This is a genomic window from Leclercia sp. 119287 (genome assembly GCF_009734485.1).
In the GTDB taxonomy this organism is placed as follows: Bacteria; Pseudomonadota; Gammaproteobacteria; order Enterobacterales; family Enterobacteriaceae; genus Enterobacter; species Enterobacter adecarboxylatus_C.
In genome coordinates this window covers 4553660-4574947 of record NZ_CP046445.1, presented here as the reverse complement: position 1 = coordinate 4574947, position 21288 = coordinate 4553660, and the positions used below count along the sequence as shown (strand labels likewise).

Sequence of the window (21288 nt, the reverse complement as noted above, 5' to 3'; positions counted from 1 at the left end):
TCAGTCATCCAGATATTGAATGGTGATGTGGTAGTGGAACACCTGTTGTTCGATGCTGATCGGCACGCGCTTGCCTTTGCGCTGCAGGTAGACAATCTCCGTCACCAGCTTGCCGTCGGCATTGCGCAGCTCGCGACGGTCGCCGCGATCCTGCAACGTCCAGCCCTTCGGCAACTGCGGCAGCCAGGCGTCGATCGGCCAGTGGCTGAGCATCACGTCCGCCAGCACCTGGCTGGCCGGAGGCAGCTCTGGCGCAACAATCGACTGTTCAGTATGGATGCCCGTTTCATTATAGGTGGCGAGGAACAGGCGAATACCCACCGATGACAGCCCGGCGAGGGTCACCTTCTGCGCATCGGCATTCAGCATCACCAGCAGCGACTGGGTCTTGCCATTAAAGCTGCCGGTCAGCAACTGCTGGGAGCTCAGCGCCGGAGTAATACCCGGCGGCGGTAGCGTCACCCGGGTACCCGGCTGGAGCCATGCCTGCGGTCGGGCATCGTCACGCTTCGGGGCCGTGTGGCTGCAACCGGCCAGCAACAGCGCGCCGATCAGGGCGGCGGCGCGGTAAAAAGGGGTGATCATTGTTTTCTCTCTTTTTGGGCTGGCATCGCCAGAGGAGCCAGCAGAAAGGCGGTGAAAATACCGCTGACCAGTACAATGCCGAAACTGCCGATCGCCTGCGTGGCGCTGAATACCAGCATGCCGAGGGTTAACAGGGTGGTCATCATCGCCAGGGTAATGGCCAGCATCGAGGTCAACGGCGTGCCGCGCGGGTTGTTGAAGAATAGCGTGTAGTTGATCCCGATGCCGAGTACCAGCACCAGCGCCAGCAGGGAAAACAGGTTAACCGGATGACCCGAGACCGCCAGCGCGGCGAGGCCGCAGCCCAGCGACACCAGCGAGGGCACGAGGGTTATCAGCCCCTTACGCCAGCCGAGGCGCAGCATGGCACCGCAGGCGATCGTCGCCAGGGCGACAACCAGCAGGCCGGTCAGCACTGCGCGGTAGAGGGCAAACAGGCTGTCGAAACTCGCCTTGCGATCCATCCACACCACGCCCGGATGTTGCTCCGCCAGCTCGCGCAGCGCCGGGCTGTTTTTCACCCCATCCACCGGTACCAGCACGCCGCTTTCGCCGCCGGGCAACGTGAGCCACAGCAGACGCCAGCCTTCACTGGCCGGGCTGGCAAGCCACGTATCGACCTGCACCGGGGTGGCATTCAAATCCGGTGATACCGTCGTCATCCCGGCGTTTTGCAGGACCCTTGTCACTGCCGGAGCCGCCTGGCGCAGCAGCGCCAGATCGCGCTCTTGCTGCGCCAGCGAGTTCAGCGGCAGGGTGCGCCAGGATTTCAGGTCACCCGCCTGCTGCGCCCGGGCCAGCGTCGGGGTAAAGGCCTCCAGCCGCTCCAGCGTCTGCTGGGCCGATGCGCCATGCACCACGAACCATTTCTGATCGACACGCTGCCCGGTCAGGGCGGTAATGGTTTTCTCCTGAGCCAGAATATCCTGCGGCAGGGCCTGTAGCTGAGCGATATCGTCATCCACCCGCAGCGTGGCGATACCCGCGAGAGCGGCCAGGGCCAGCGCAACCGGCAGGCCAACCGACACGCGTCTGTCGCGCCATGCCGACAGCCAGCGCAGCATGAGCGCCCTCGCCGGAACCGGACGCACCGGTAAGCCGCGGCACAGCCACGGATGCCAGAAAATGACCGTCAGGCAGGCGGCGCTTAAGCCCGCAGCGGCAAACACCGCCATCTGGCGGATGCCCGGGAAGGGCGCCAGCATCATGATGAAATAGGCCGCCACGGTGGTGAGCAGCGCCAGCAGCAGGGCGTTGCGCACTTTCGCCAGGCTTTGCCACGGCGAGTCCTGGCCGCCGTGAACCATCCGCTCGGTCAGGTAATAAAGCGTGTAGTCCGCCGAGATGCCGATGATGCTCATGCTCATCACCAGGGTCATCAAATGCAGTTCACCAAACAGCAGCAGCGTCGTGACCGTGCCGGCCAGCGCGCCCATGGCGATGGAGAGCAGGCACAGGAGCAGCGGGCGCAGGGAGCGGAACACCGCCACAATCAGCAGGATCACCCCCAGCACGGTGGCGACGCCGAGGGTCGAGATATCCTGCTTTGCCTGCTGGCTGGCGTAGTCGCTGTAAAACACCGTGCCGCGCGACAGCAGCTGCGCCTGCGGATACTGCGTTTTCAGCTGGCTTTCGAGGTCGTGGAGCCGGGTCACCAGCCGGTGGGTTTGTTGCATATCGAACGACGAACCGGCCAGCTCGCCGTGCAGCAGATACCAGTAATTTCCGGCATCGTCTTTTGTCACCAGCCAGCCGTCCATCAGCCGTAGCTTCTGGCTGTTTTGTGCCAGCGCCAGCTGGGAGCCGCGCATCAGCATCAGCGGGTCGTTTTGCAGCTCTTTACCGCTGACTCCGGAGAAGGCCGAGTACAGCTGGGATAAAATCCACTGGGCCTGCGCCTCGCCGCCGTTTTGCAGGCGTGCGCGGGTGGCAGGGTCGATCAGGCCGTTGCGGTGCTGCCAGAAAAACGCCCCCCAGGCTTTCTGCCCGGCGGCGTCCATCGGCCCTTTTACCTCGTGCAGCGATCCCGCCCCCTGCAACAGGCTCAGCCAATGCTGCGCCACCTGCGGGTCGGGTTGTTTTCCGGGGCTGACCAGCCACACCAGCTGACGATCGAGGCGTTCAATAAAGCCGTCGTTCAGGGCCGGGGGGATCGCCCCGAGGCTCTGTTTGGGCAGCATCGCCAGCACGCTGCTGTTCAGCCGCGCCCCCGGCAGCAGCGTCAGCAGCATGCCCAGCAGCACCAGGCATACCGCGGCCCACACCAGGGCCGGGCGTCGGGCGTTACGGTGCGGCAAAGCGTTGGCGTTCGGCATCGGTCAGGCTGGCGGGCGTGAGCTGGTGGCGGGAGAGGGCGATAGCGGTACGATCGCCCTGCTTATCGTTCAGCACGATGGATTCCACATAGGTTGCACCACTCAGATCCAGCGAGGCGAAAATCTTGTCCAGCGGTGTGGTGGTGGGGGTCAGCACCAGCGACCAGCGATCTTCACCAAGATCTTTAAAGTTGATGCGGAAATTCTCCTCCAGCACCTTGCGATCCGCCTGGAACAGAGCGCGCAGCAGGTGATTGAACTGGAACATCTGCGGGTTGTTTTCAGCGGTGATGGTCTGCGGCGGCTGGCCGTTGATGACCTGCACCATCCGTTTGTCGTCCAGCAGCAGCGTCATCGGGAAAGGGGCTTTTTGATCCCACAGCAGCCCGCTGTCGCGGGCGATCAGCATCTCACCCTGGGATCGCAGCGGCTGGGGCAGATCCTTGATGGTGCGGGTCTGCTCAAAGTGGGCGCGTACTACCGGCTGTTCGGTAAAGCGCTGCTGTAATTCATCCAGCGTGACGGCGTTGACCCACGGACTGATCAGCAGGGCAAGCAGCAATAATCTCTTCATGGCGTAACTCCCATACGCTCAAACAGGATCGCCGGGCTGACAAAACACAACTCGCGGCTCTTCTCTTCCACCGCCACCTGAATGGTGTAGCCGGTGGTGGTCCGTTTGCCGCTGGTGGCGTCAAAAATCTGATAGGCGATACGCAGGCGGTTCTCAAACTCTTCGATATGGGCCCGGACGCGGATCCGTTGCTCAAAGGTGAGGACATCACGGTATTTCACCCGGGTGTCGACCACCGGCCAGAGATAGCCGGATGCCTTCATCTGGCGATAGCCATAATCGAACTGGTTGAGCAGGGCCTCGCGGGCAACCTCAAAATAGCGGAAATAGTTGCCATGCCAGACCACGCCCATCATATCGACGTCGTGAAACGGCACGGTCAGTTCTACTTCGGTCGTAAAGCGGGGATCGGTCAGCACCCTTTACTCCTTCTCTTTGGCATCCGGCAGACGCCAGAAATCGAAAAAATTAAACCAGTCGAGCGGGGCCTGCAGCGCAAAGTGCTCCAGCCGTTGGGCATAACGGTCGACGGTCTGCTGTAACGCCTGCTGGCGCTCGCTGCGCGGCAACAGCAGCGGATCGGCAAAGTCTTCGCAGTGGATATGCAGTTTCTGCTGCTGGCGCAGGGCGAAAATCAGCATCACCGGGCAGCGCATCAGCGAGGCGAGAATAAATGGCCCCTCAGGAAACGGCGCAGGTTGGCCCATAAAGTCGCTCCATACCACGCGCCAGCTGCCGCCGCGCTGCGGATCGACGGCGATCCGATCCCCGACGATCGCCACCCATTCCCCGCGATCGATCTTCTCTTTCAGGAGGATGGCGGTCTCCGGGCCAATATCGGTCACCGGGATCAGGTTCAGCCCGGCCTGCGGCGCCATCTCCTGCATAATCTGTTTGAAGCGTTGGGCGTTATCGCTGAAGACCAGCGCATTGATGGTCTTGCCGCCGTCGAGCTGCGCCAGGGCGCGGCACGCCTCGACATCGCCGAGATGGGAGGCCAGCAGCAGCTTGCCCTCAGGCACGCTAAGATCGAGCTTTTCCCGTGCGCCAGGGGCGAAGACCACGTCCCTGCCCAGTCTGAGTTCGCCCTGCCAACTGGCGACCTTATCCAGCATCGCATTGCCAAAACGCAGGAAGTGGAAAAAGCTGTTCAGGCGCGCGGGCTTTGGCTGCTGGCGCAGCGCCAGCGTCTCGCTCACGCGGGCGATCCACTGTTGCGATGCCTGGCGGGCCGGGCGGGCCGTCAGCCAGTAGACGGCAATCACCGGCCACAGCAGGAGGGTAAACGCCCTGCGCCCGAGCAGCTGCCAGACCCGTAACATCAGGCGCATGCCGTACAGGCCTTTCACCTCCTGCTGCTGCGCCCAGTGCTGGCTGCGGCGGCGAAAGAGCAGGGAAGGGATGCGCGGCAGCATGCCGAAGAACAGCCGGGTGTGCATCCAGGAGATGCGCAGGTTGTCGTTCAGGGCATCGAAATGGGAGATGCCATCCTGCGGATAGGTCACCCGGGTGGGCAGAAAATAGCTGGTATTGCCCTGCCAGTAGAGGCGCACCATGATTTCGGTATCAAAATCCATTCGCTTGCCGAGCGGCACGCTGTTGATGACCTGTAACGTCGGGGCCACCGGGTAGACCCGGAAGCCGCACATGCTGTCTTTGAGCTGCAATGACAGGGTTTCGATCCAGACCCAGACATGGGTGATCCAGCGGCCATACAGTCGCGAGCGGGGGATCGAGTCATCAAAGACCGGCTGGCCGGAGATCAGCGCCTGCGGGTGGCGCTCTGCCAGCGCCAGCAGCCGGGGGATGTCCTCAATGGCATGCTGGCCGTCGGCATCTACCTGCACCGCATGGGTAAAACCTGCCCCGGCGCAGACTTTCAGTCCACGGATCACCGCCGCCCCTTTGCCGGCGTTGTGTATCAGCCGCACCAGCGTCACCTGCGCATTGTCGACAGCCAGGCGATCCAGTTCCTGACGGGTGCTGGCGTCGCTACCATCGTCGACCACAATTACCGGCAGCTGAAACGGCGCCAGACGGCTCAGAACATTCGCCATCATCGCCCCATGGTTGTAGCAGGGGATCAGAATGCAGGGGCGAAAGGTTAACGGCATAAGCGAATCTTCCCGCTGCTGGCCAGGAGGCGCTGTTCACCGTCGTGGCGTTGATAGCTGAAGGTGAGGGTCTGGCGCTCCGCGTTCCAGTCGAGGGTCAACGTTACGGTGGCATCGGGGAGCAGCGGTGCCTGAAATTTAACGTTCTGGATACTGTGAAAACGATACTCCGGTGCCAGCAGCGTGGTGGCGTAGTGCATTACCCAGTCAAGCTGGGCGACGCCGGGCAGCAGCGGCTGCACGGCAAAATGGCCCTGGAACCAGAACAGCGCCGGATCGAGGTGCAGGACGATCTCAAGATGCTGCGGATGTGCCTGATGGCGCTCGATTTCATGGATTTTCATGAAATAACTCCTGTAACTGCGCATAGACACGCTTGTTCATACTGTTTACCGGCATTTCATCAATGATGCGCCAGTAGCGAGGGATCGCGACCGGTTCGAGCCACGGCCGCAGGGCGCGTCGCCAGGCCATGATCTGCGCTTTACTGCCGCGCTGGTGCAGCTGTTGACGCGCGGCATCACCCAGCACCAGCAGTACGCCAACGCCCTGGCGTCCACCGCGCGTAACCGGCAGCGCCGCCGCTTCGCAGATGCCGTCCAGCGCCAGCAGACGCTGTTCAACCTCGGTCAGCGAGATGCGTTTCTCTTCGATTTTCACCACCCGTCCCTGGCGGCCAATAAGGCTGAACTGACCATCATCCCCGACGTGCAGAATATCGTCGAGCAGAACGCCGTCCGCCTCATCGATCAGCGGCGAGGTGACGCGCAGGGCGCCATTATCGCGGCTAAAGGTCACCCCGGGGAAGGGTTGCCAGAGGCATTTGTCCGCCTGACGGTAACGCCAGGCGAGGACGCCGGTTTCGCTACTGCCGTAAATTTCATCCGGCCAGAGTCCCAGCCAACGGTGGGTATTGCAGGCCGACTCCCACATCAGTACGCCTCCGGCCGAGACCAGGACGGCAACGGGCGGCGGAGCGAGCTGCGTATCGAGCCGCTTCAGAAACGCCGGGCTGCTGATAAACAGGTAGCGCCGGGTATGATCCACGGCCGCCAGCTGTTCGGCATAGGAGATCATCTCCGCATGCAGCGGCAGCGCCAGCGCCATCGGCAATACAATGCGAAACGTCAGGCCGTACAGATGCTGGGGCACAACCGAGGAGACCACGCAGCAGCCGTTCAGCCGCTCGCCAAAGCGGGCTGCCAGCAGCCTGGCTTCCCGATCGAGCTGGGCGACACGCTTAACGATCCGTTCAGGGGCTCCGGTCGAGCCGGAGGTGAACAGTTCGATAACGCGGGCGTCATCAATGGCCGGCAGCGGCATGAACGGCGGCGCACAGCGGCGGGCAGAGCTGACCACCAGCAGGCGGCCCCGGAAGCTCAGCGTCCTGTCGCTCAGCACGCCGCTGAACAGTCCCTGCTGCTCCTCCAGCAGCGATTCCCGGCTGTGTCCGGGCAGCACCGGGGTTTTGCCCGCATGCAGCGTTGCCAGCAGGGCAACGATAAACAGATAGCTGTTGTCAAAACAGAGCGCCCAGCGATCGCCTTCCTGCTGCTGCAAACAGGCCGTCAGGGCGCTGACGTCGTCACGCAGCTGCCCGAGCGTCCAGCAGCGATCGCCAGACCAGGCGACAGGGGTGTCGTCCGGGCGTGGGGCGTTCAGCCACTGGCTCAGCGGGAGGGGGTTATGCATCGCGCTGCTCTTTTTTGATCATCCGTTGACGCACCATCCACTCGCTTGCCATTAACGTTCCCATCAGGATATAGGCGATCATGCCGTTCCACAGCGTCCAGAGCCGCATGTCCCCCCGCAACACGGTGAACAGCGCCACTCCCCCGTTGAAGATGAAAAAGCCGCACCAAACCCGGGTGACAACGCGGGTATAGCGCACACCGGAAGGGGATAAATTCGGTTCCCGCAGTCGCGCCAGCCGTTCGACCAGCGGCATCGCCGTCCACAGCGACCCGCCGAAAACGGCCAGCATCGCCAGGTTAACGATCACCGGATAGAACAGCAGCCACTGATGCGCTTTCAGGAGGTAGCTGGCGGCGCACAGGACGATACCCGCCAGGGCAACGCTCTGAGTCACATAGCGCATCGGCCCGGAATTAAGCCGCGCCTGGCGAAAACGGAACAGCAGCAGGATTGCCATCAGCGGCAGCAGCCAGTGCAGGCTGTTGTGCGACAGCCCGAAGCCAATCAGAAAGGGCCATGCGACCAGCATTAACCCCGTCAGCAGTGGGATTGCCGGGAAGGATCGTCCGCCACGCATGGTGTCTTATGCTTCACGCAGGAGCTTTTCTACCGCATCCACTACGTCCTGCACGGTACGTACCGACTTGAAGGTTTCCGGTTTGATTCGGGCGCCGGTTCGTTTCTGCAGGTGAACAACCATGTCGACGGCGTCGATGCTGTCCAGCTCCAGATCCTCATACAGGCGCGCCTCCGGGGTGATGGCTTCCGGCGCAATTTCAAACAGGGTGATCAGGAGAGTGGTGACTTCCTGATAAACGGATTTGTGTTCTGTAGTCATGGTAAATTCGGTCTCAGGCGCGTTGGGCGGTGATGAAAGAGGCCAGGGTGGCGACGGAGTAAAAATGTTGACGCATCTCTTCGCTTTCGGCAGACAACACCACGCCGTACTGGTTTTTTACCGCCAGGCCCAGCTCAAGGGCATCGATCGAGTCAAGGCCCAACCCATCGCCAAACAGCGCGGCATCCGTATCGATATCCTCTGCGGTCAATTCGTCCAGATTGAGGGTAGTAATGATAAGATTTTTAATTTCAAGGTAGAGCGCTTGCATCATTCATTCCTGACAAAGATTGAAGACCGGATGTTAAGCGATGCTGCAGGTGCCGGTTGAGCTGTCTTGCCGCCAGGGCTGGCTCCTGTACTGCTGCATCGTAAAAATCACTAATATTGACCCGCTCACGGACATCGACCGTGAAAAAGGGTTTGTCTGGCGGTATGTCATACCACCGGCTGTGTTTATCAAGCAGGTGCTCGCTGCAGTGGATGAGCACCACCCGCAGGTCGCTGGCGCAACGCACGGCAATATTGGCCGCACCGCGTTGCAGCGTGATGGCTTTCCCCGCCTGCGTGCGCGTCCCTTCCGGGAAGATCAGCAGGGTGTCGCCCTGGCTCAGCCGTTGCTGACAGGCGCTTAACAGGGCGTCGGCTTCGCTGTTGATCAGGTAATCGGCCGCCCGGATCGCCCCGCTGAGAAAAGGGTTACGCAGCAGGGCGCTTTTCACCAGGCAGTCGGTTTCCGGCATCACCGACGCGATCAGCACGTAGTCGATAAGCGTCGGGTGGTTCGCCACTACCAGACAGCCGCGTTCGTGGCGCAGCGCGTCGAGGTTATTGAAGCGGTAATCGAGCACGCCGAGGGTGCGGGCGACGGTTAAAAAAGCACGGAAGCTGGCGGCAATACTGCGTCGGGCGAGGCGACGACGACGCACGCGATCGCGCTGGACCAGGTTCAGCAGGTTGAACCACACCAGCGACAGCAGCAGTCCGCCCGCGCCAAACATCACGAAGCACAAGCCGGTCATCACCAGCCGCCAGCCGCGGCTGAGGGCCGCCCTTACGCGTATCATGCGCGGGTCCACTGCCACAGCAGGCGCTCGCCGGGCACCACAAACTGCCGATCGTCTCGCAGGTAGTGGCACAGGAACAGCAGGCTCTGCGGCAGCGAGAGCGCTTCGGGGCAACGGACGGATTGCGTTTCGCAGCGCAGAGTGTCACCGGCTTCGATGACCAGCGCCAGGGCATAGGGCCAGGTCGGCATCTGCGGCGGGAGTGCAGAGCGGTAAAAATCGGGCAGGGCGCCATCGAAATCGACCATTAATACCCGCGTATATCCGGCATGCAGCAGGCTCAGCACTTCACACAACCCCTGCTGGAAGGTGTCCATTCCGGCGGAGAGGGATGACGAGACAATCGGCTGACGCGCCGCGATAGTCAGATTGCCCACCGCAGAGTTGTGGACCGACATGGCGAAATCGGTCGGGGAAACATCCTGCCCGGTCGCCAGCGCATGCAGGAGGCGATAGTTACGCTCCAGCTCACCGTGACGGCTGGTGTAAACCACGGCATCAATGGCATGCTTTCGCACCATCGCCATACCGCAATCGACCGCCAGTTTACTGCCGGAACTGAGGCGGCGGGCGGTCATCATCGGCAGTTCGGACAGTTTGGCCTGCGGCGCAGCAGGATCGATGGCATGCAAACCCTGTGACCATGCCTGCCAGTGGCTGGCATCACTAAGGCCTGGCGCTCTGGCTTGCCAGTCGAGAATGTTAAGTGCAAATTTCATCTGCGCGCGTCCGCGATAAACCCGTTATCCAGTAACGCAGCCGAAGGTCAGGTCGCGTTATTGTTTATTTTCTGGCAAATCAATAAGGTGTGGCCCACACCGAGATTGTCATGCCGTTGTTCTACCCGGAATCCTGCTCTCTCCAGATAGTGATAAAATTTCTCTACGCTGTAAAAACGGCTGTTGCCGTTCGCCATACAGGTGAAATAGAGCGAGGTTGCGTTCAGGCTAAAGGAGGCCGCTTCGAATCGTTGCGCATCCCAGAACAGCTCCAGAATGCACAGGCGGGCACCTGGCTTCATCACCTTCGCCACGTTGCTCAGCAGGGTCACAATCTGATCGGGAGAGAAGCAGTCCAGAAACTGGCTCATCCACCAGATATCAGCGTCATCCGGCAGAGCAGCGTCGCTAAGCATATCGACAGGATAGAGCCCAATACGATGAGATAATCCTGCTTTTGCGATATTTTCCTGGGCCAGGGCAATTTGCTGCGGCAGATCGAGCAGCGTCACGGCGATATTTTCATCGTAACGACAGCAGCGTAGCGCCCATTTACCCGTATTTCCGCCGACATCGTACAATTTTGTCGGCGAGCTTGCGAATATATAGGGTAACGCGGCATCAAATGCGCCATCGGAATAGAAGTGATCGAAAGCAAACCAGCTCCGCTGCGCCTGTTCGGGTAGGGCGGAGAGTGCCGGATAAATGGTCGGCCATTCACCAAAGACAGCGAGCCCGGCCGGTTTTTCCGCTTTCAATGCATCGGCAAGATGAAACAGGCCCTGATAGCAAACATCCTGGGTGAAATCCATATTGACGCGGGTCATGCTGTCATGCAGCAGATAGTGACCAATTTTGGCCAGATAATATCGCCCCTCGCTGTGGGTCACTATCCGCCCGCTTAATCCCATATCCAGCAATACGCCAGCGCCATATTCGCTGAGCGTGCTGTTCGCCACGATCTCCTCGAGAGAAGCGCCGCGCGTGCCCTGTTTATCCAGCCAGGCGAGGATGCCGTTGTTACGCAGACAGAGCGCGGTCTGAAACAGCATCGGGGCAAAGGCGATACGTTGCGCTTCGGTGATGGCCTCCAGTGCGCTGAGGGTGTCCTTTTCGTACATGCGTTATCCCGGTAAGCGGCTTTTCGGTCGGCCCGGGCCGAGCAGGATCGCCAGCTTGCTGCCCCCCTGGGTGGTCTCCATCCAGATCTTACAGACGCTGGTCAGCGGAACGGACAATAACATCCCGACCGGGCCCAGTAACCAGCCCCAGATCAGTAACGACAGGAACACCACCATGGTGGACATCCCCAGCCGGTGGCCCATCATCCGGGGCTCAACGATATTGCCCAGCACCATATGGACGATCAGGAACAGCGCCCCCACCATGGCGCACTCATAGAGACCATTGAACAGAAACGCCTGGATCATCGGCGGGACGGCGGAGATGACCGCGCCAATATTAGGCACATAGTTCAGCAGGAAGGCCAGCACACCCCACATCAGGGCGAACTGTACCCCCAGCAGCGTCAGCCCCAGCCAGACAATCGCGCCCGTCCACAGGCTTAACAGCGTTTTCAGCGCCAAATAATGAGAAACGCCCTTCAGCGCCCGGTGCAGACCGGCGATGTGGATCTGCGGATTATTGAGGGCAAAACGCATTTTGTACGGCACGTGGCGCACTTCAAACAGCATAAACACCACCGTCATCACCAGCAGCAGGACGCTGGCCATCGCCCCGGAAAGCTGGGTCATCAGCGCGGTGGCAAAGGTCATCACCTTTTCCGAGTCCATCCGTTTCAGCATCCGCTCCGGGGAGATATGCAGGTTGAGAAAGGGAAACATCTCCTGGAGATCCAAAAGCTTGCGCGTCAGCTCTTTATTGTATTTCGGCAGCAGGGCGGCAAATTCATTAAGCGAGGCCGCCAGCACCCCAAACAGCGCCGTCAGGCCAATCAGCATCACCACCACCACAATGGTGATGGCCAGAGGGCGGCTAAATCCGCGACGCAAAAACCAGGTGACGAGGGGGTTGAGGACGATGGCGAAAAAGAGCGCCAGCAGCAGCTGCACGAGAATATCCGCTGCGGCGTGAATACCTGCGAGGATGACCACCAGGCAGGCCAGTTTGAGCAGAATATGAAGACCGGATTTATCAGGCTGTGTAAGACCCGGTTTACCGGGTGGCGTGGTTAACATAGTGTTTCCTCTTATGAGATGCTCATAAGTGTAGTGCGCGCGCAGCGCTTCGGCGGAGGCCGTTAATCTTAAAGTCGCTGCTGCATTTCGGCCCCTGTCATGGTAATAGTGAAACACTGTTGTAAAAATTCTGGTGAACCTGATGCCCGAACCCGCCGCCGAACCGGCACTGAGTGGATTACGCCTCAACCTGCGTATTGTTTCCGTCGTTATTTTCAACTTTGCCAGCTACCTGACCATCGGCCTGCCGCTGGCCGTGCTGCCGGGCTATGTCCATGACATTATGGGCTTTAGCGCCTTCTGGGCGGGCCTTGTGATCAGCCTGCAATACTTCGCCACGCTGTTAAGCCGCCCTTACGCCGGGCGCTATGCCGACCTGTTTGGCCCGAAAAGCATTGTGGTGCTGGGGCTTTGCGGCTGCTTCCTGAGCGGAGTGAGCTATCTCCTCGCCGGGTTAACCAGCGCCTGGCCGATGGTGAGCCTGGCGCTGCTCTGTCTTGGCCGGGTGATCCTTGGGGTCGGGCAAAGCCTCGCCGGAACCGGCTCCACGCTGTGGGGCGTCGGGGTGGTGGGGGCATCGCACATCGGACGGGTGATCTCCTGGAACGGGATCGTCACCTACGGCGCGATGGCGATGGGGGCCCCGCTCGGCGTGCTCTGCTATCGCTACACCGGCCTGAGCGGGCTGGCGCTTACCATTATGGTGGTGGCGCTGCTGGCGATTTTATTTGCGCTGCCGCGACCAAAAGTCAAAGCCAGCAAAGGCAAACCGATGCCGTTTCGCGCGGTGCTGGGGCGCGTCTGGCCCTACGGCATGGCCCTGGCCCTTGGCTCGGCAGGTTTTGGGGTGATCGCCACCTTCATTACCCTGTTCTACGCCGATAAAGGCTGGGACGGCGCGGCCTTTGCGTTGACCCTGTTCAGCTGTGCCTTCGTCGGGACGCGGCTGCTGTTCCCGAACGGCATCAACCGACTGGGCGGGCTGAACGTGGCCATCATCTGCTTTAGCGTTGAGATTGTCGGCCTGCTGCTGACCGGTATCGCCGATGCGCCCTGGATGGCACGGATCGGGGTGTTCCTCGCAGGCGCGGGCTTCTCGCTGGTGTTCCCGGCGCTGGGGGTGGTGGCGGTGAAAGCGGTGCCGCAGCAGAACCAGGGCGCGGCGCTGGCGACCTATACGGTGTTTATGGATATGTCGCTGGGGATCACCGGGCCGCTGGCCGGGCTGGTGATGGCGTGGGCCGGGGTACCTGTTATCTATCTGGCGGCAGCGGGGCTGGTGGCGGTGGCGTTACTGCTGACGTGGCGGCTAAAAAAATGGCCTCCGGAGGAGGCCATCTCATCGTGAGAACTTACTGAATCACGAGGGTATTGATGATGTTCTCTGCGGCAGTTTGCGCTTTCTGCTGATCGTCAGCAGGCAGCGTGATCTGCAGGGTCAGCAGCTTGTTGTCCACTTTGCCCAGCACTACGGAGGAGTAAGCCGTCTGGCCTTTGGCAGAGATAATGCTGTCCAGCTGTTGCAGCTTGTGGTCTTTCAGCTCGATGGCTTTATTGGTCACGACCTGCAGCTGCGGGTCGCGGCTGCGCTGCTGATCTTCCAGACGCTTCGCCAGCACGCCCAGGTCTTCATTGGTGTCATCACCAACGATCACGATCACCGCTTTTTGCCCGGTAGCATCGGAATAAACGTGCATGTTGTTCGCCTGGGTGCCCAGCTTGCCGCTCTGATCGGTCATATCCGCCGGCAGAGAGAAGCTGAGTTTGCCATCCATCAGGCTGACCGGTTGGCCCGTGGCGTTGCTTTCAGCAGACGCAGCCTGAGCAGGCGTTTTGGTGTCGCTGTTATCACAGGCTGCCAGCCCCATCACCAGCAGGCCAATCCCGACATATTTAACCAGATTGCGCATTACATTCTTCCTTTCGATAAACGGCCATAACGGCGCATCAATCCATCTTATCACAACTGTTCAGGGGAACCCTTAACCAGCCTGCAATCCCGGGATTTCAGATTTATCCGCGAATCTTTTCAGCAACATATTCAGCAGCACGCCGTACATCGGCAGGAAGAAGACCAGGCTGATAAGCACCTTAAAGGCGTAGTCCACGAGCGCAATTTCCATCCAGTGTTGCGCCATGAACGCATCCGGGCTGCGCCAGAAGGCGATAAAGAAAAAGGCCAGGGTATCGCTGACGTTGCCAAACAGCGTGGAGGCGGTCGGTGCCATCCACCAGCGATGGTTCTGCCGCAGGCGGTTAAACACATGTACGTCGAGGATCTGTCCCAGCGCATAGGCCATAAAGCTGGCGGCGGCGATACGGGCGACGAACAGGTTAAAGTGCGTCAGCGCCTCAAAGCCCTGCCAGCTACCCATATAGAACAGCGAGGAGATCACGTACGAAACAAACAGCGCCGGAAGCATGACGGCAAAAATAATGCGTCGGGCCAGCGGGGCGCCAAAGATACGAACGGTGAGATCGGTCGCAAGGAAGATAAACGGGAAACTGAATGCGCCCCAGGTGGTATGAAAACCAAAAATGGAGATGGGCAGCTGCACCAGGTAGTTACTGGAGGTGATCACCAGCAGATGAAAAAGCGAAAGCCAGAACAACGCTTTTACGCGCTGCGATTGAGAGAACTGCGTCATATTGTGACCTTTTTAAAGTTGGGGTGAGGGAACCCAATAAAGCCGCCGCATGATACTGCTTTAACGACACTTTGCAATGGCTAATTTTCACGCAATCGTTAACCTGGTTTGCTTTGCCCGGCTCGCGGCGTAAACTACTGCCGTTTTTATCTGGACGAGACCACGATGACCGATCTGTTTACCCACCCGGACCACACCCTTGACGCGCAGGGCCTGCGCTGCCCGGAACCCGTCATGATGGTGCGCAAAACCGTGCGCACGATGCAGTCCGGCGAAACGCTGTTAATTATTGCCGACGATCCGGCCACGACCCGCGATATTCCGGGCTTCTGTACCTTTATGGAACATGAGCTGCTGGCGCAAGAGACCGGGGTATTGCCGTACAAATATCTTATCCGCAAAGGGTAATAGACCTTGTAGGCCGGGTAAGGCATCGCCGCCACCCGGCGTGCCCGGCGGCGCTGCGCTTGCACGGGCCTACGATTGCCATTTCGTTTGACCTCCATCACCAAAATAAACCACCATTTCATTTTTTAGCGCTTTTTGTGAAGTGCTTCACCTACGCTTTCCAGGCAGTAGTCTAGTTTTTAAACGTTCAAAACTAAAACAACGTTCCGATACTTACCTCACTACCCTGGAGTTGACTCAATGAAAACGACCCTCAAGCCGTTGCTGGCCGCTCTGTGCCTGTCTGCTTTTGCCTGCTCTGTTTCTGCTCAAACCATTAAAGCCGCTGATGTGCATCCTGAAGGCTACCCGAACGTGGTGGCGGTGCAGCATATGGGTGAAAAACTTAAACAACAAACCGACGGCAAGCTGGAGATCAAAGTCTTCCCCGGCGGCGTGCTGGGCGATGAAAAGCAGATGATTGAGCAGGCGCAGATGGGGGCAATCGATATGATTCGCGTCTCCATGGCCCCGGTTGCCGCCATCCTGCCGGATATTGAAGTCTTTACGCTCCCCTATGTCTTCCGTGACGAAGACCATATGCACAAAGTGATCGACGGCGATATCGGTAAATCGATCGGCGATAAACTCACCGCCAACCCGAAATCGCGGCTGGTGTTCCTCGGCTGGATGGACTCCGGCACCCGTAACCTGATCACCAAAGATCCCATTGTTAAACCGGAAGATCTGAAGGGTAAGAAAATCCGCGTGCAGGGTAGCCCGGTGGCGCTGGCCACGCTGAAAGATATGGGAGCTAACTCGGTGGCAATGGGGGTAAGTGAAGTTTACAGCGGCATGCAGACCGGCGTTATCGACGGTGCCGAGAACAACCCGCCGACCTTTATCGCCCACAACTACATGCCTGTCGCCAAAAACTACACCCTCAGCGGCCACTTCATCACCCCGGAAATGCTGCTCTACTCCAAAGTGAAATGGGACAAGCTGAGCGCCGACGAACAGCAAAAAATTCTGACCCTGGCCCGCGAAGCGCAGTTCGAGCAGCGCAAGCTGTGGCAGGCCTATAACGACGAAGCTCTGCAGAAGATGAAGGCGGGCGGCGTGCAGTTCCACGACATTGATAAAGCGGTCTTCGTGAAGGCGACAGAGCCGGTGCGCGCCCAGTATGGCGACAAGCATCAGGATCTGATGAAAGCCATCGCTGACGTCCAGTAACCCCCTCGTTGTGGAGGACGTATGTCCGAACGCTATTTGAAGTGGATGGATCGCCTGTACCTGCTCGCCATGGCGGTGGCGGGCATTTCGCTGCTGGTGATGACCATCGTGATCCCGATTGGGATTTTTTCCCGCTACGTCCTCAACCGCGGCGAGTCGTGGCCGGAGCCGGTAGCCATTATCTGCATGGTGACCTTCACCTTTATCGGGGCCGCCGTGGGTTACCGCGCCGGATCCCATATCGCGGTAAATATGCTCACCGACCGCCTGCCTGCGGCGTTAAAAGCGCTGTGCGCGAAGGTGGTGGATGTGCTGATGCTGCTGATCTCGCTGATTATCTTCTGGTACAGCTATCTGCTCTGCGTCGAGCTGTGGGAACAGCCGGTGGCGGAGTTCCCGATCCTGACCTCCGGTGAGAGCTATCTGCCGCTGCCCATCGGTTCGGCGATCCTCATTTTGTTTGTCCTGGAGCGCCTGATGTTTGGCTCTCAGGAAAACCGCCCGGTCGTGATGATCGGCAACCACGGTTAAGGGGTGAATCATGGACGCGTTTGTTTTGCTCTTCACCCTCGCCATTTTACTGGCGCTGGGGATGCCGGTGGCCTTCGCCGTCGGCTTAAGTGCGGTGGCGGGAGCGCTGTGGATTGACCTGCCGCTGGAGGCGCTGATGATCCAGATCACCAGCGGGGTGAATAAATTTACCCTACTGGCGATCCCGTTCTTTATCCTGGCGGGGGCGATCATGGCGGAAGGGGGCATTGCCCGCCGGTTGGTGAACTTTGCCTATATCTTTGTCGGCTTTATTCGCGGCGGGCTGTCGCTGGTGAATATTGTCGCCTCGACCTTCTTCGGTGCCATTTCGGGCTCGTCGGTGGCGGATACCGCCTCCATCGGTAGCGTGATGATCCCGGAGATGGAGAAGAAGGGTTATCCGCGTGAGTACGCAGCGGCGGTGACAGCCAGCGGCTCGGTGCAGGCGATCCTGATCCCGCCCAGCCATAACTCGGTGATCTACTCCCTGGCCGCAGGCGGAACGGTGTCGATTGCGACGCTGTTTATCGCCGGCGTCCTGCCGGGCTTGCTGCTCGGCGTCTGTCTGATGGTGCTGTGCCTGGGCTTTGCCCACAAGCGCGGTTATCCGAAAGGCGAGAGGATCCCCTTTAAGCAGGCGCTGAAGATTTTCTTCGATGCCCTGTGGGGTCTGATGACGGTGGTGATCATTCTCGGCGGCATTTTGTCGGGGATCTTTACCGCGACGGAATCGGCGGCGGTCGCCTGCCTGTGGGCGTTCTTTGTCACCATGTTTATCTACCGTGACTACAAGTGGAACGAGCTGCCGAAGCTGATGTGCCGCACGGTGAAGACGGTAACGATCGTGATGATCCTGATCGGCTTTGCAGCGGCCTTTGGCGCGGTGATGACCTACATGCAGCTGCCGATGCGGATCACCGAGTTCTTCACCTCGCTCTCGGACAACAAGTACGTGATCCTGATGTACCTTAACGTCATGCTGCTGCTGATCGGCACCCTGATGGACATGGCGCCGATCATCCTGATCCTGACCCCGGTGCTGCTGCCGGTGACCAACTCGCTGGGTATCGATCCGGTGCATTTTGGGATGATCATGATGGTCAACCTCGGGATCGGGCTGATTACGCCGCCGGTGGGGTCGGTGCTGTTTGTCGCCAGTGCGGTGAGTAAGCAGAAGATCGAGACCGTGGTCCGGGCGATGCTGCCGTTCTACGGCGCGCTGCTGCTGGTGTTGGGGATGGTGACCTACATCCCGGCGATATCGCTGTGGTTACCGCGGATGTTGGGGATGCAGTAGTGATAATGCCGGGCGGCGCTACGGTTCATGGGTTTTTGTAGGCCCGGTAAGCGTAGCGCCACCGGGCGTTTTTTTACCTCTGGCGCAACAGCCGCAACGCGTTCGCGGTCACCAGCACCGTCGCCCCGGTATCCGCCAGCACCGCCAGCCACAATCCCGTCATGCCCAGCAGGGTCGTCACCAGGAAAATCCCCTTCAACCCCAGCGCGATGGCGATGTTCTGCCGGATATTGGCGCGGGTGGCGCGGGCCAGACCGATCATCTGCGCCAGCCCGGTCAGGCGGTTGTGGGTGAGCGCCGCATCGGCGGTCTCCAGCGCTACGTCGGTGCCGCTACCCATCGCAATGCCAAGCGTTGCCGCCTTCATCGCCGGGGCGTCATTAATCCCGTCCCCGACCATCGCCAGCGGCGCTTGCCCATTCAGGGCCGTTACCGCCTGCACTTTATCGGCTGGCAGCAGCCCCGCCCGGTAATCCAGCGCCAGCTCACCGGCAATGGCTGCGGCGGCGCGCGGGTTATCGCCGGTCAGGATCACGCCGTTGACGCCGAGCTGATGCAGGGCGCTAACGGCCTCTTTCGCGTCATTACGCAGGGTATCACGCAGGGCGATCAGACCTTTTGCCTCGCCGTCCTGGACCACCATCACTACCGTCTGCCCGGCCTGCTCCAGAGTAGCGATTTGCGTTACAAAGTGCGGAGCAGGGAATTTATCTGCCGCGCAAATGAGCACCTTGCTGCCCGCGACTTCAGCTTCGATCCCTGAGCCCATCAGCGCCCGCTGGCCGGTAGCCGTCGGAACAGCCAGCCCGCGGGTCTGCGCTTCACGCACAATCGCCTGCGCCAGCGGGTGGGTGGAACCCTGCTCTACCGCGGCGGCGAGCGCCAGCAGATCCTGCTCGCCAATCTCGTGCGGATAAATGCCCGTTACCTGCGGCTTGCCCACCGTCAGGGTGCCGGTCTTGTCGAACGCCACCTGCTGCACCTGCGCCAGCTGCTCCAGTGCGGCACCGCCCTTAATCAGCGCCCCACGACGTGCGGCGGCCGCCAGCCCGGAGGTGATGGCCGCCGGGGTAGAGATCACCAGCGCACACGGGCAGCCAATCAGCAGCAGGGTCAGCCCTTTGTAGATCCAGCCCTCCCAGGGCGCGCTGAACAGCAGCGGCGGCACTACGGCCACCAGCAGGGCAATCAGCATAATCACCGGGGTATAGATGCGGCTGAAGCGGTCAATGAAGCGCTCCACCGGGGCGCGGCGCTCTTCCGCCTCTTCGATCAGCTTCAGGATGCGGTCGATAGCGCTGTCCCCCGGTTCGGACAGCACGGTTAGCTGTACCAGACGATCGACGCTGGTGGCCCCCGCCGGGACTTTTTCACCCGCCGCACGGTCGACCGGAATGGATTCGCCGGTGAGGGCGCTTTCATCAAAGCTGGCCGCGGCGGTGAGCAGCGTCCCGTCAGCAGGCAGACGACCTCCGGCGGCAACTTCAATCACATCCCCCGGACGCAGCGCGGCAATAGGCACGGTTTTGCGTTCGCCATTAATGACCTGAGTTGCGGTTTCAGGTTTCAGCGCCATCAGCGCGCTGACCCCTTTACGCGCCCGGCTTGCCGCCCAGCCTTCGAGCCGCTCGCCAATCAAAAACAGCAGCAAGACCATCGCCGCTTCCGCCGTGGCGCCGATAAACAGCGCCCCGATGGCGGCCACGCTCATCAGGGTTTCAATGGCGAACCAGCTGCCGCTTTTCATCAGGCGCAGCGCCTGGCGGGCCACCGGCCAGAGCCCGACCAGGGTGGTGGCGATAAAGGCGAGGTTGCCGAGCGGGTGGTTGAGCTGCTCCAACCCCCAGCTTATGCCCATCAGCAGAACCAGCGTGATGAGCGGCAGATTGTCGCGCAGCACCGAGGCTTTTTCGGCGGGAGCGTTCTCATTGCGCAGCGTATAGCCCGCATTGATGACCGCCGCTTCGACCTTGGCACTGACGTTGCTGTCGGCATCGACCAGCAGTTTTTCGGTGGCAAACAGGACCTGGACATGATTGACGCCCGCCACCTGGCGGACGGCGGTTTCCACTTTGCGGGCGCAGGCGGCACAGTCCATGCCGTTGACCACCCAGCTGTAACGCTGGCCCTGGACGGGCGCCACGGCTTCGGCCTGCACAGGACCGTGATCCGCGGCGCAGCAGGCCTCTTTGGCGGGAAGGGGGGCGAGCTTAAGTGCCGAAAACTGCGGCACTTTTTTTGGCGTTTCTGGAGTCGACATGGCACTCTCCGGCAATGATAATTTTCTCATTAACCGCAGTATGCACTCTGGAGTCGACTCCAGAGTCAAGCGCTATTTAAATATACAGCGAACGCACAATCAGGAAATGCCCGGCGAAGTAGCAGGCGGCGGCAATGGCATTATCGGCACCGAAACGGCGACGATAGTGGCTACCCAGCCAGACGATATTGCCCAGCAGCAGGAGCGTGGCGCCGATGAAGGCCGACAGGGCAGGAGCCGTCGGACGGAAGAACCACAGCTCGCCCGCCAGCCAGACCATCACCAGGGTCATGGCGATAAAGGTACATACCGCCCAGCGCAGCTCTTCCAGACGCGACCAGATCACGGCGATCAGCAGCGCGCCAATGACCAGCAGCGCCAGCGGCAGCGGCCAGAAGAACGACAGCGTCATCTGGCTGGCGAAATAGATGGTATAGAGCAGGTGCGATAAGAAGAACGCCCCCACGGCATAGAGCAGACGCTGGCGCGGCAGCAGGGTCAGAGCATCGCCCACCAGCGACGCGCAGAGCCCGGCGAGCACCAGGTAACTGATGGCGTTAAACATCGGCGCTTGCCAGGCCAGCAGTAACAGGAGCAACAAGGTGACGGGTTTAAACAGCCAGCGCTGCCAGGCAGGGCCGCGGTAGGACGCATCGACATACAGCCATGCGGAGAAACAGACAGCGATAAATGACCAAAGCATATTAAGTCCCTGTATCTGTTATTGTTGAACAAACAGTTTCACTTCAGTGTAGTGGTGCAGATGGGCCAATAGCAATGCACAGCGTGGCACGCTATCCTGATTTCAGCCTGGTCTTAAGGATTGT

The 21288-nt window shown here is 60.2% G+C and carries 22 protein-coding genes and 1 pseudogene; 5 read left to right on the top strand and 18 right to left on the bottom strand.

The window, feature by feature from the left end; genetic code table 11:
* From GNG27_RS22045 to GNG27_RS21980, 14 genes are read right to left on the bottom strand one after another with little or no spacing between them, the layout of a single operon-like run.
* On the bottom strand, positions 1 to 585 hold the full coding sequence (locus GNG27_RS22045) for a DUF3261 domain-containing protein (protein ID WP_156264820.1): 585 nt from the start codon (positions 583 to 585) through the stop codon (positions 1 to 3).
* Positions 582 to 2900 (bottom strand): MMPL family transporter, encoded by a 2319-nt coding sequence (locus GNG27_RS22040; RefSeq protein WP_156264819.1) that lies wholly within the window; start codon positions 2898 to 2900, stop codon positions 582 to 584. The genes GNG27_RS22045 and GNG27_RS22040 overlap by 4 nt, the downstream gene beginning before the upstream one ends.
* On the bottom strand, positions 2869 to 3474 hold the full coding sequence (locus GNG27_RS22035; protein WP_156264818.1) for an outer membrane lipoprotein carrier protein LolA: 606 nt from the start codon (positions 3472 to 3474) through the stop codon (positions 2869 to 2871). Before GNG27_RS22035 ends, GNG27_RS22040 begins: the two co-directional genes overlap by 32 nt.
* Complete coding sequence (locus GNG27_RS22030) at positions 3471 to 3893, bottom strand: thioesterase family protein (RefSeq protein ID WP_156264817.1); 423 nt, start codon at positions 3891 to 3893, stop codon at positions 3471 to 3473. Before GNG27_RS22030 ends, GNG27_RS22035 begins: the two co-directional genes overlap by 4 nt.
* Positions 3894 to 3896: 3 nt before the next feature.
* Positions 3897 to 5588 carry a glycosyltransferase gene (locus GNG27_RS22025; protein WP_156264816.1) on the bottom strand — a complete coding sequence of 564 codons (1692 nt, stop codon included), beginning with the start codon at positions 5586 to 5588 and terminating at the stop codon, positions 3897 to 3899.
* Positions 5579 to 5932 carry a hydroxymyristoyl-ACP dehydratase gene (locus GNG27_RS22020; protein WP_156264815.1) on the bottom strand — a complete coding sequence of 118 codons (354 nt, stop codon included), beginning with the start codon at positions 5930 to 5932 and terminating at the stop codon, positions 5579 to 5581. The genes GNG27_RS22025 and GNG27_RS22020 overlap by 10 nt, the downstream gene beginning before the upstream one ends.
* Positions 5919 to 7280, bottom strand: coding sequence for an acyl-CoA synthetase (locus tag GNG27_RS22015; protein WP_156264814.1), 1362 nt, complete (start codon positions 7278 to 7280; stop codon positions 5919 to 5921). The genes GNG27_RS22020 and GNG27_RS22015 overlap by 14 nt, the downstream gene beginning before the upstream one ends.
* Entirely contained in the window at positions 7273 to 7860 is a 588-nt protein-coding gene (locus GNG27_RS22010) for a hypothetical protein (protein ID WP_156264813.1), read from the bottom strand. The genes GNG27_RS22015 and GNG27_RS22010 overlap by 8 nt, the downstream gene beginning before the upstream one ends.
* 6 nt (positions 7861 to 7866) lie before the next feature.
* On the bottom strand, positions 7867 to 8121 hold the full coding sequence (locus tag GNG27_RS22005; RefSeq protein WP_142487442.1) for an acyl carrier protein: 255 nt from the start codon (positions 8119 to 8121) through the stop codon (positions 7867 to 7869).
* A gap of 13 nt (positions 8122 to 8134) precedes the next feature.
* A complete protein-coding gene (locus GNG27_RS22000) occupies positions 8135 to 8392 on the bottom strand; it encodes a phosphopantetheine-binding protein (protein WP_106995276.1) in 258 nt (85 codons plus the stop codon).
* Positions 8373 to 9188 carry a 1-acyl-sn-glycerol-3-phosphate acyltransferase gene (locus tag GNG27_RS21995; protein WP_156264812.1) on the bottom strand — a complete coding sequence of 272 codons (816 nt, stop codon included), beginning with the start codon at positions 9186 to 9188 and terminating at the stop codon, positions 8373 to 8375. The genes GNG27_RS22000 and GNG27_RS21995 overlap by 20 nt, the downstream gene beginning before the upstream one ends.
* Complete coding sequence (locus tag GNG27_RS21990; RefSeq protein ID WP_156264811.1) at positions 9185 to 9907, bottom strand: beta-ketoacyl synthase chain length factor; 723 nt, start codon at positions 9905 to 9907, stop codon at positions 9185 to 9187. The genes GNG27_RS21995 and GNG27_RS21990 overlap by 4 nt, the downstream gene beginning before the upstream one ends.
* A 47-nt stretch (positions 9908 to 9954) precedes the next feature.
* Positions 9955 to 11028 (bottom strand): methyltransferase, encoded by a 1074-nt coding sequence (locus GNG27_RS21985; protein WP_156264810.1) that lies wholly within the window; start codon positions 11026 to 11028, stop codon positions 9955 to 9957.
* A 3-nt stretch (positions 11029 to 11031) separates the two neighbouring features.
* Positions 11032 to 12105, bottom strand: coding sequence for an AI-2E family transporter (locus tag GNG27_RS21980; RefSeq protein ID WP_156264809.1), 1074 nt, complete (start codon positions 12103 to 12105; stop codon positions 11032 to 11034).
* Positions 12106 to 12213: 108 nt separating this feature from the next.
* On the opposite strand from GNG27_RS21980, the pseudogene GNG27_RS21975 reads away from it, so the two are divergent.
* Positions 12214 to 13453: pseudogene (locus GNG27_RS21975) on the top strand (MFS transporter).
* A 4-nt stretch (positions 13454 to 13457) separates the two neighbouring features.
* Here GNG27_RS21975 and GNG27_RS21970 read toward each other — a convergent pair.
* Positions 13458 to 14015 (bottom strand): DcrB family lipoprotein, encoded by a 558-nt coding sequence (locus GNG27_RS21970; protein WP_032614966.1) that lies wholly within the window; start codon positions 14013 to 14015, stop codon positions 13458 to 13460.
* Positions 14016 to 14087: 72 nt separating this feature from the next.
* Positions 14088 to 14753 carry a 7-cyano-7-deazaguanine/7-aminomethyl-7-deazaguanine transporter gene (locus tag GNG27_RS21965; RefSeq protein ID WP_106995269.1) on the bottom strand — a complete coding sequence of 222 codons (666 nt, stop codon included), beginning with the start codon at positions 14751 to 14753 and terminating at the stop codon, positions 14088 to 14090.
* 165 nt (positions 14754 to 14918) lie between these two features.
* Between GNG27_RS21965 and tusA the strand changes: the two genes are divergently transcribed.
* The 4 genes from tusA (at position 14919) to GNG27_RS21945 (ending at position 18201) form a co-directional block, all read left to right on the top strand.
* On the top strand, positions 14919 to 15161 hold the full coding sequence (gene tusA / locus GNG27_RS21960; RefSeq protein WP_142487436.1) for a sulfurtransferase TusA: 243 nt from the start codon (positions 14919 to 14921) through the stop codon (positions 15159 to 15161).
* A 240-nt stretch (positions 15162 to 15401) separates the two neighbouring features.
* Positions 15402 to 16373: a TRAP transporter substrate-binding protein gene (locus GNG27_RS21955; protein ID WP_142487435.1), complete on the top strand. Its 972-nt coding sequence runs from the start codon at positions 15402 to 15404 to the stop codon at positions 16371 to 16373.
* A 21-nt stretch (positions 16374 to 16394) separates the two neighbouring features.
* Positions 16395 to 16904 (top strand): TRAP transporter small permease, encoded by a 510-nt coding sequence (locus GNG27_RS21950; protein WP_142487434.1) that lies wholly within the window; start codon positions 16395 to 16397, stop codon positions 16902 to 16904.
* 10 nt (positions 16905 to 16914) lie between these two features.
* On the top strand, positions 16915 to 18201 hold the full coding sequence (locus tag GNG27_RS21945) for a TRAP transporter large permease (RefSeq protein ID WP_142487433.1): 1287 nt from the start codon (positions 16915 to 16917) through the stop codon (positions 18199 to 18201).
* Positions 18202 to 18274: 73 nt separating this feature from the next.
* On the opposite strand, the gene zntA is transcribed toward GNG27_RS21945, so the two are convergent.
* Complete coding sequence (gene zntA, locus GNG27_RS21940; RefSeq protein WP_156264808.1) at positions 18275 to 20461, bottom strand: Zn(II)/Cd(II)/Pb(II) translocating P-type ATPase ZntA; 2187 nt, start codon at positions 20459 to 20461, stop codon at positions 18275 to 18277.
* Between the two features lie 76 nt (positions 20462 to 20537).
* Positions 20538 to 21164, bottom strand: coding sequence for a lysoplasmalogenase (locus tag GNG27_RS21935; protein ID WP_142487431.1), 627 nt, complete (start codon positions 21162 to 21164; stop codon positions 20538 to 20540).
* Positions 21165 to 21288 lie beyond the last annotated feature (124 nt).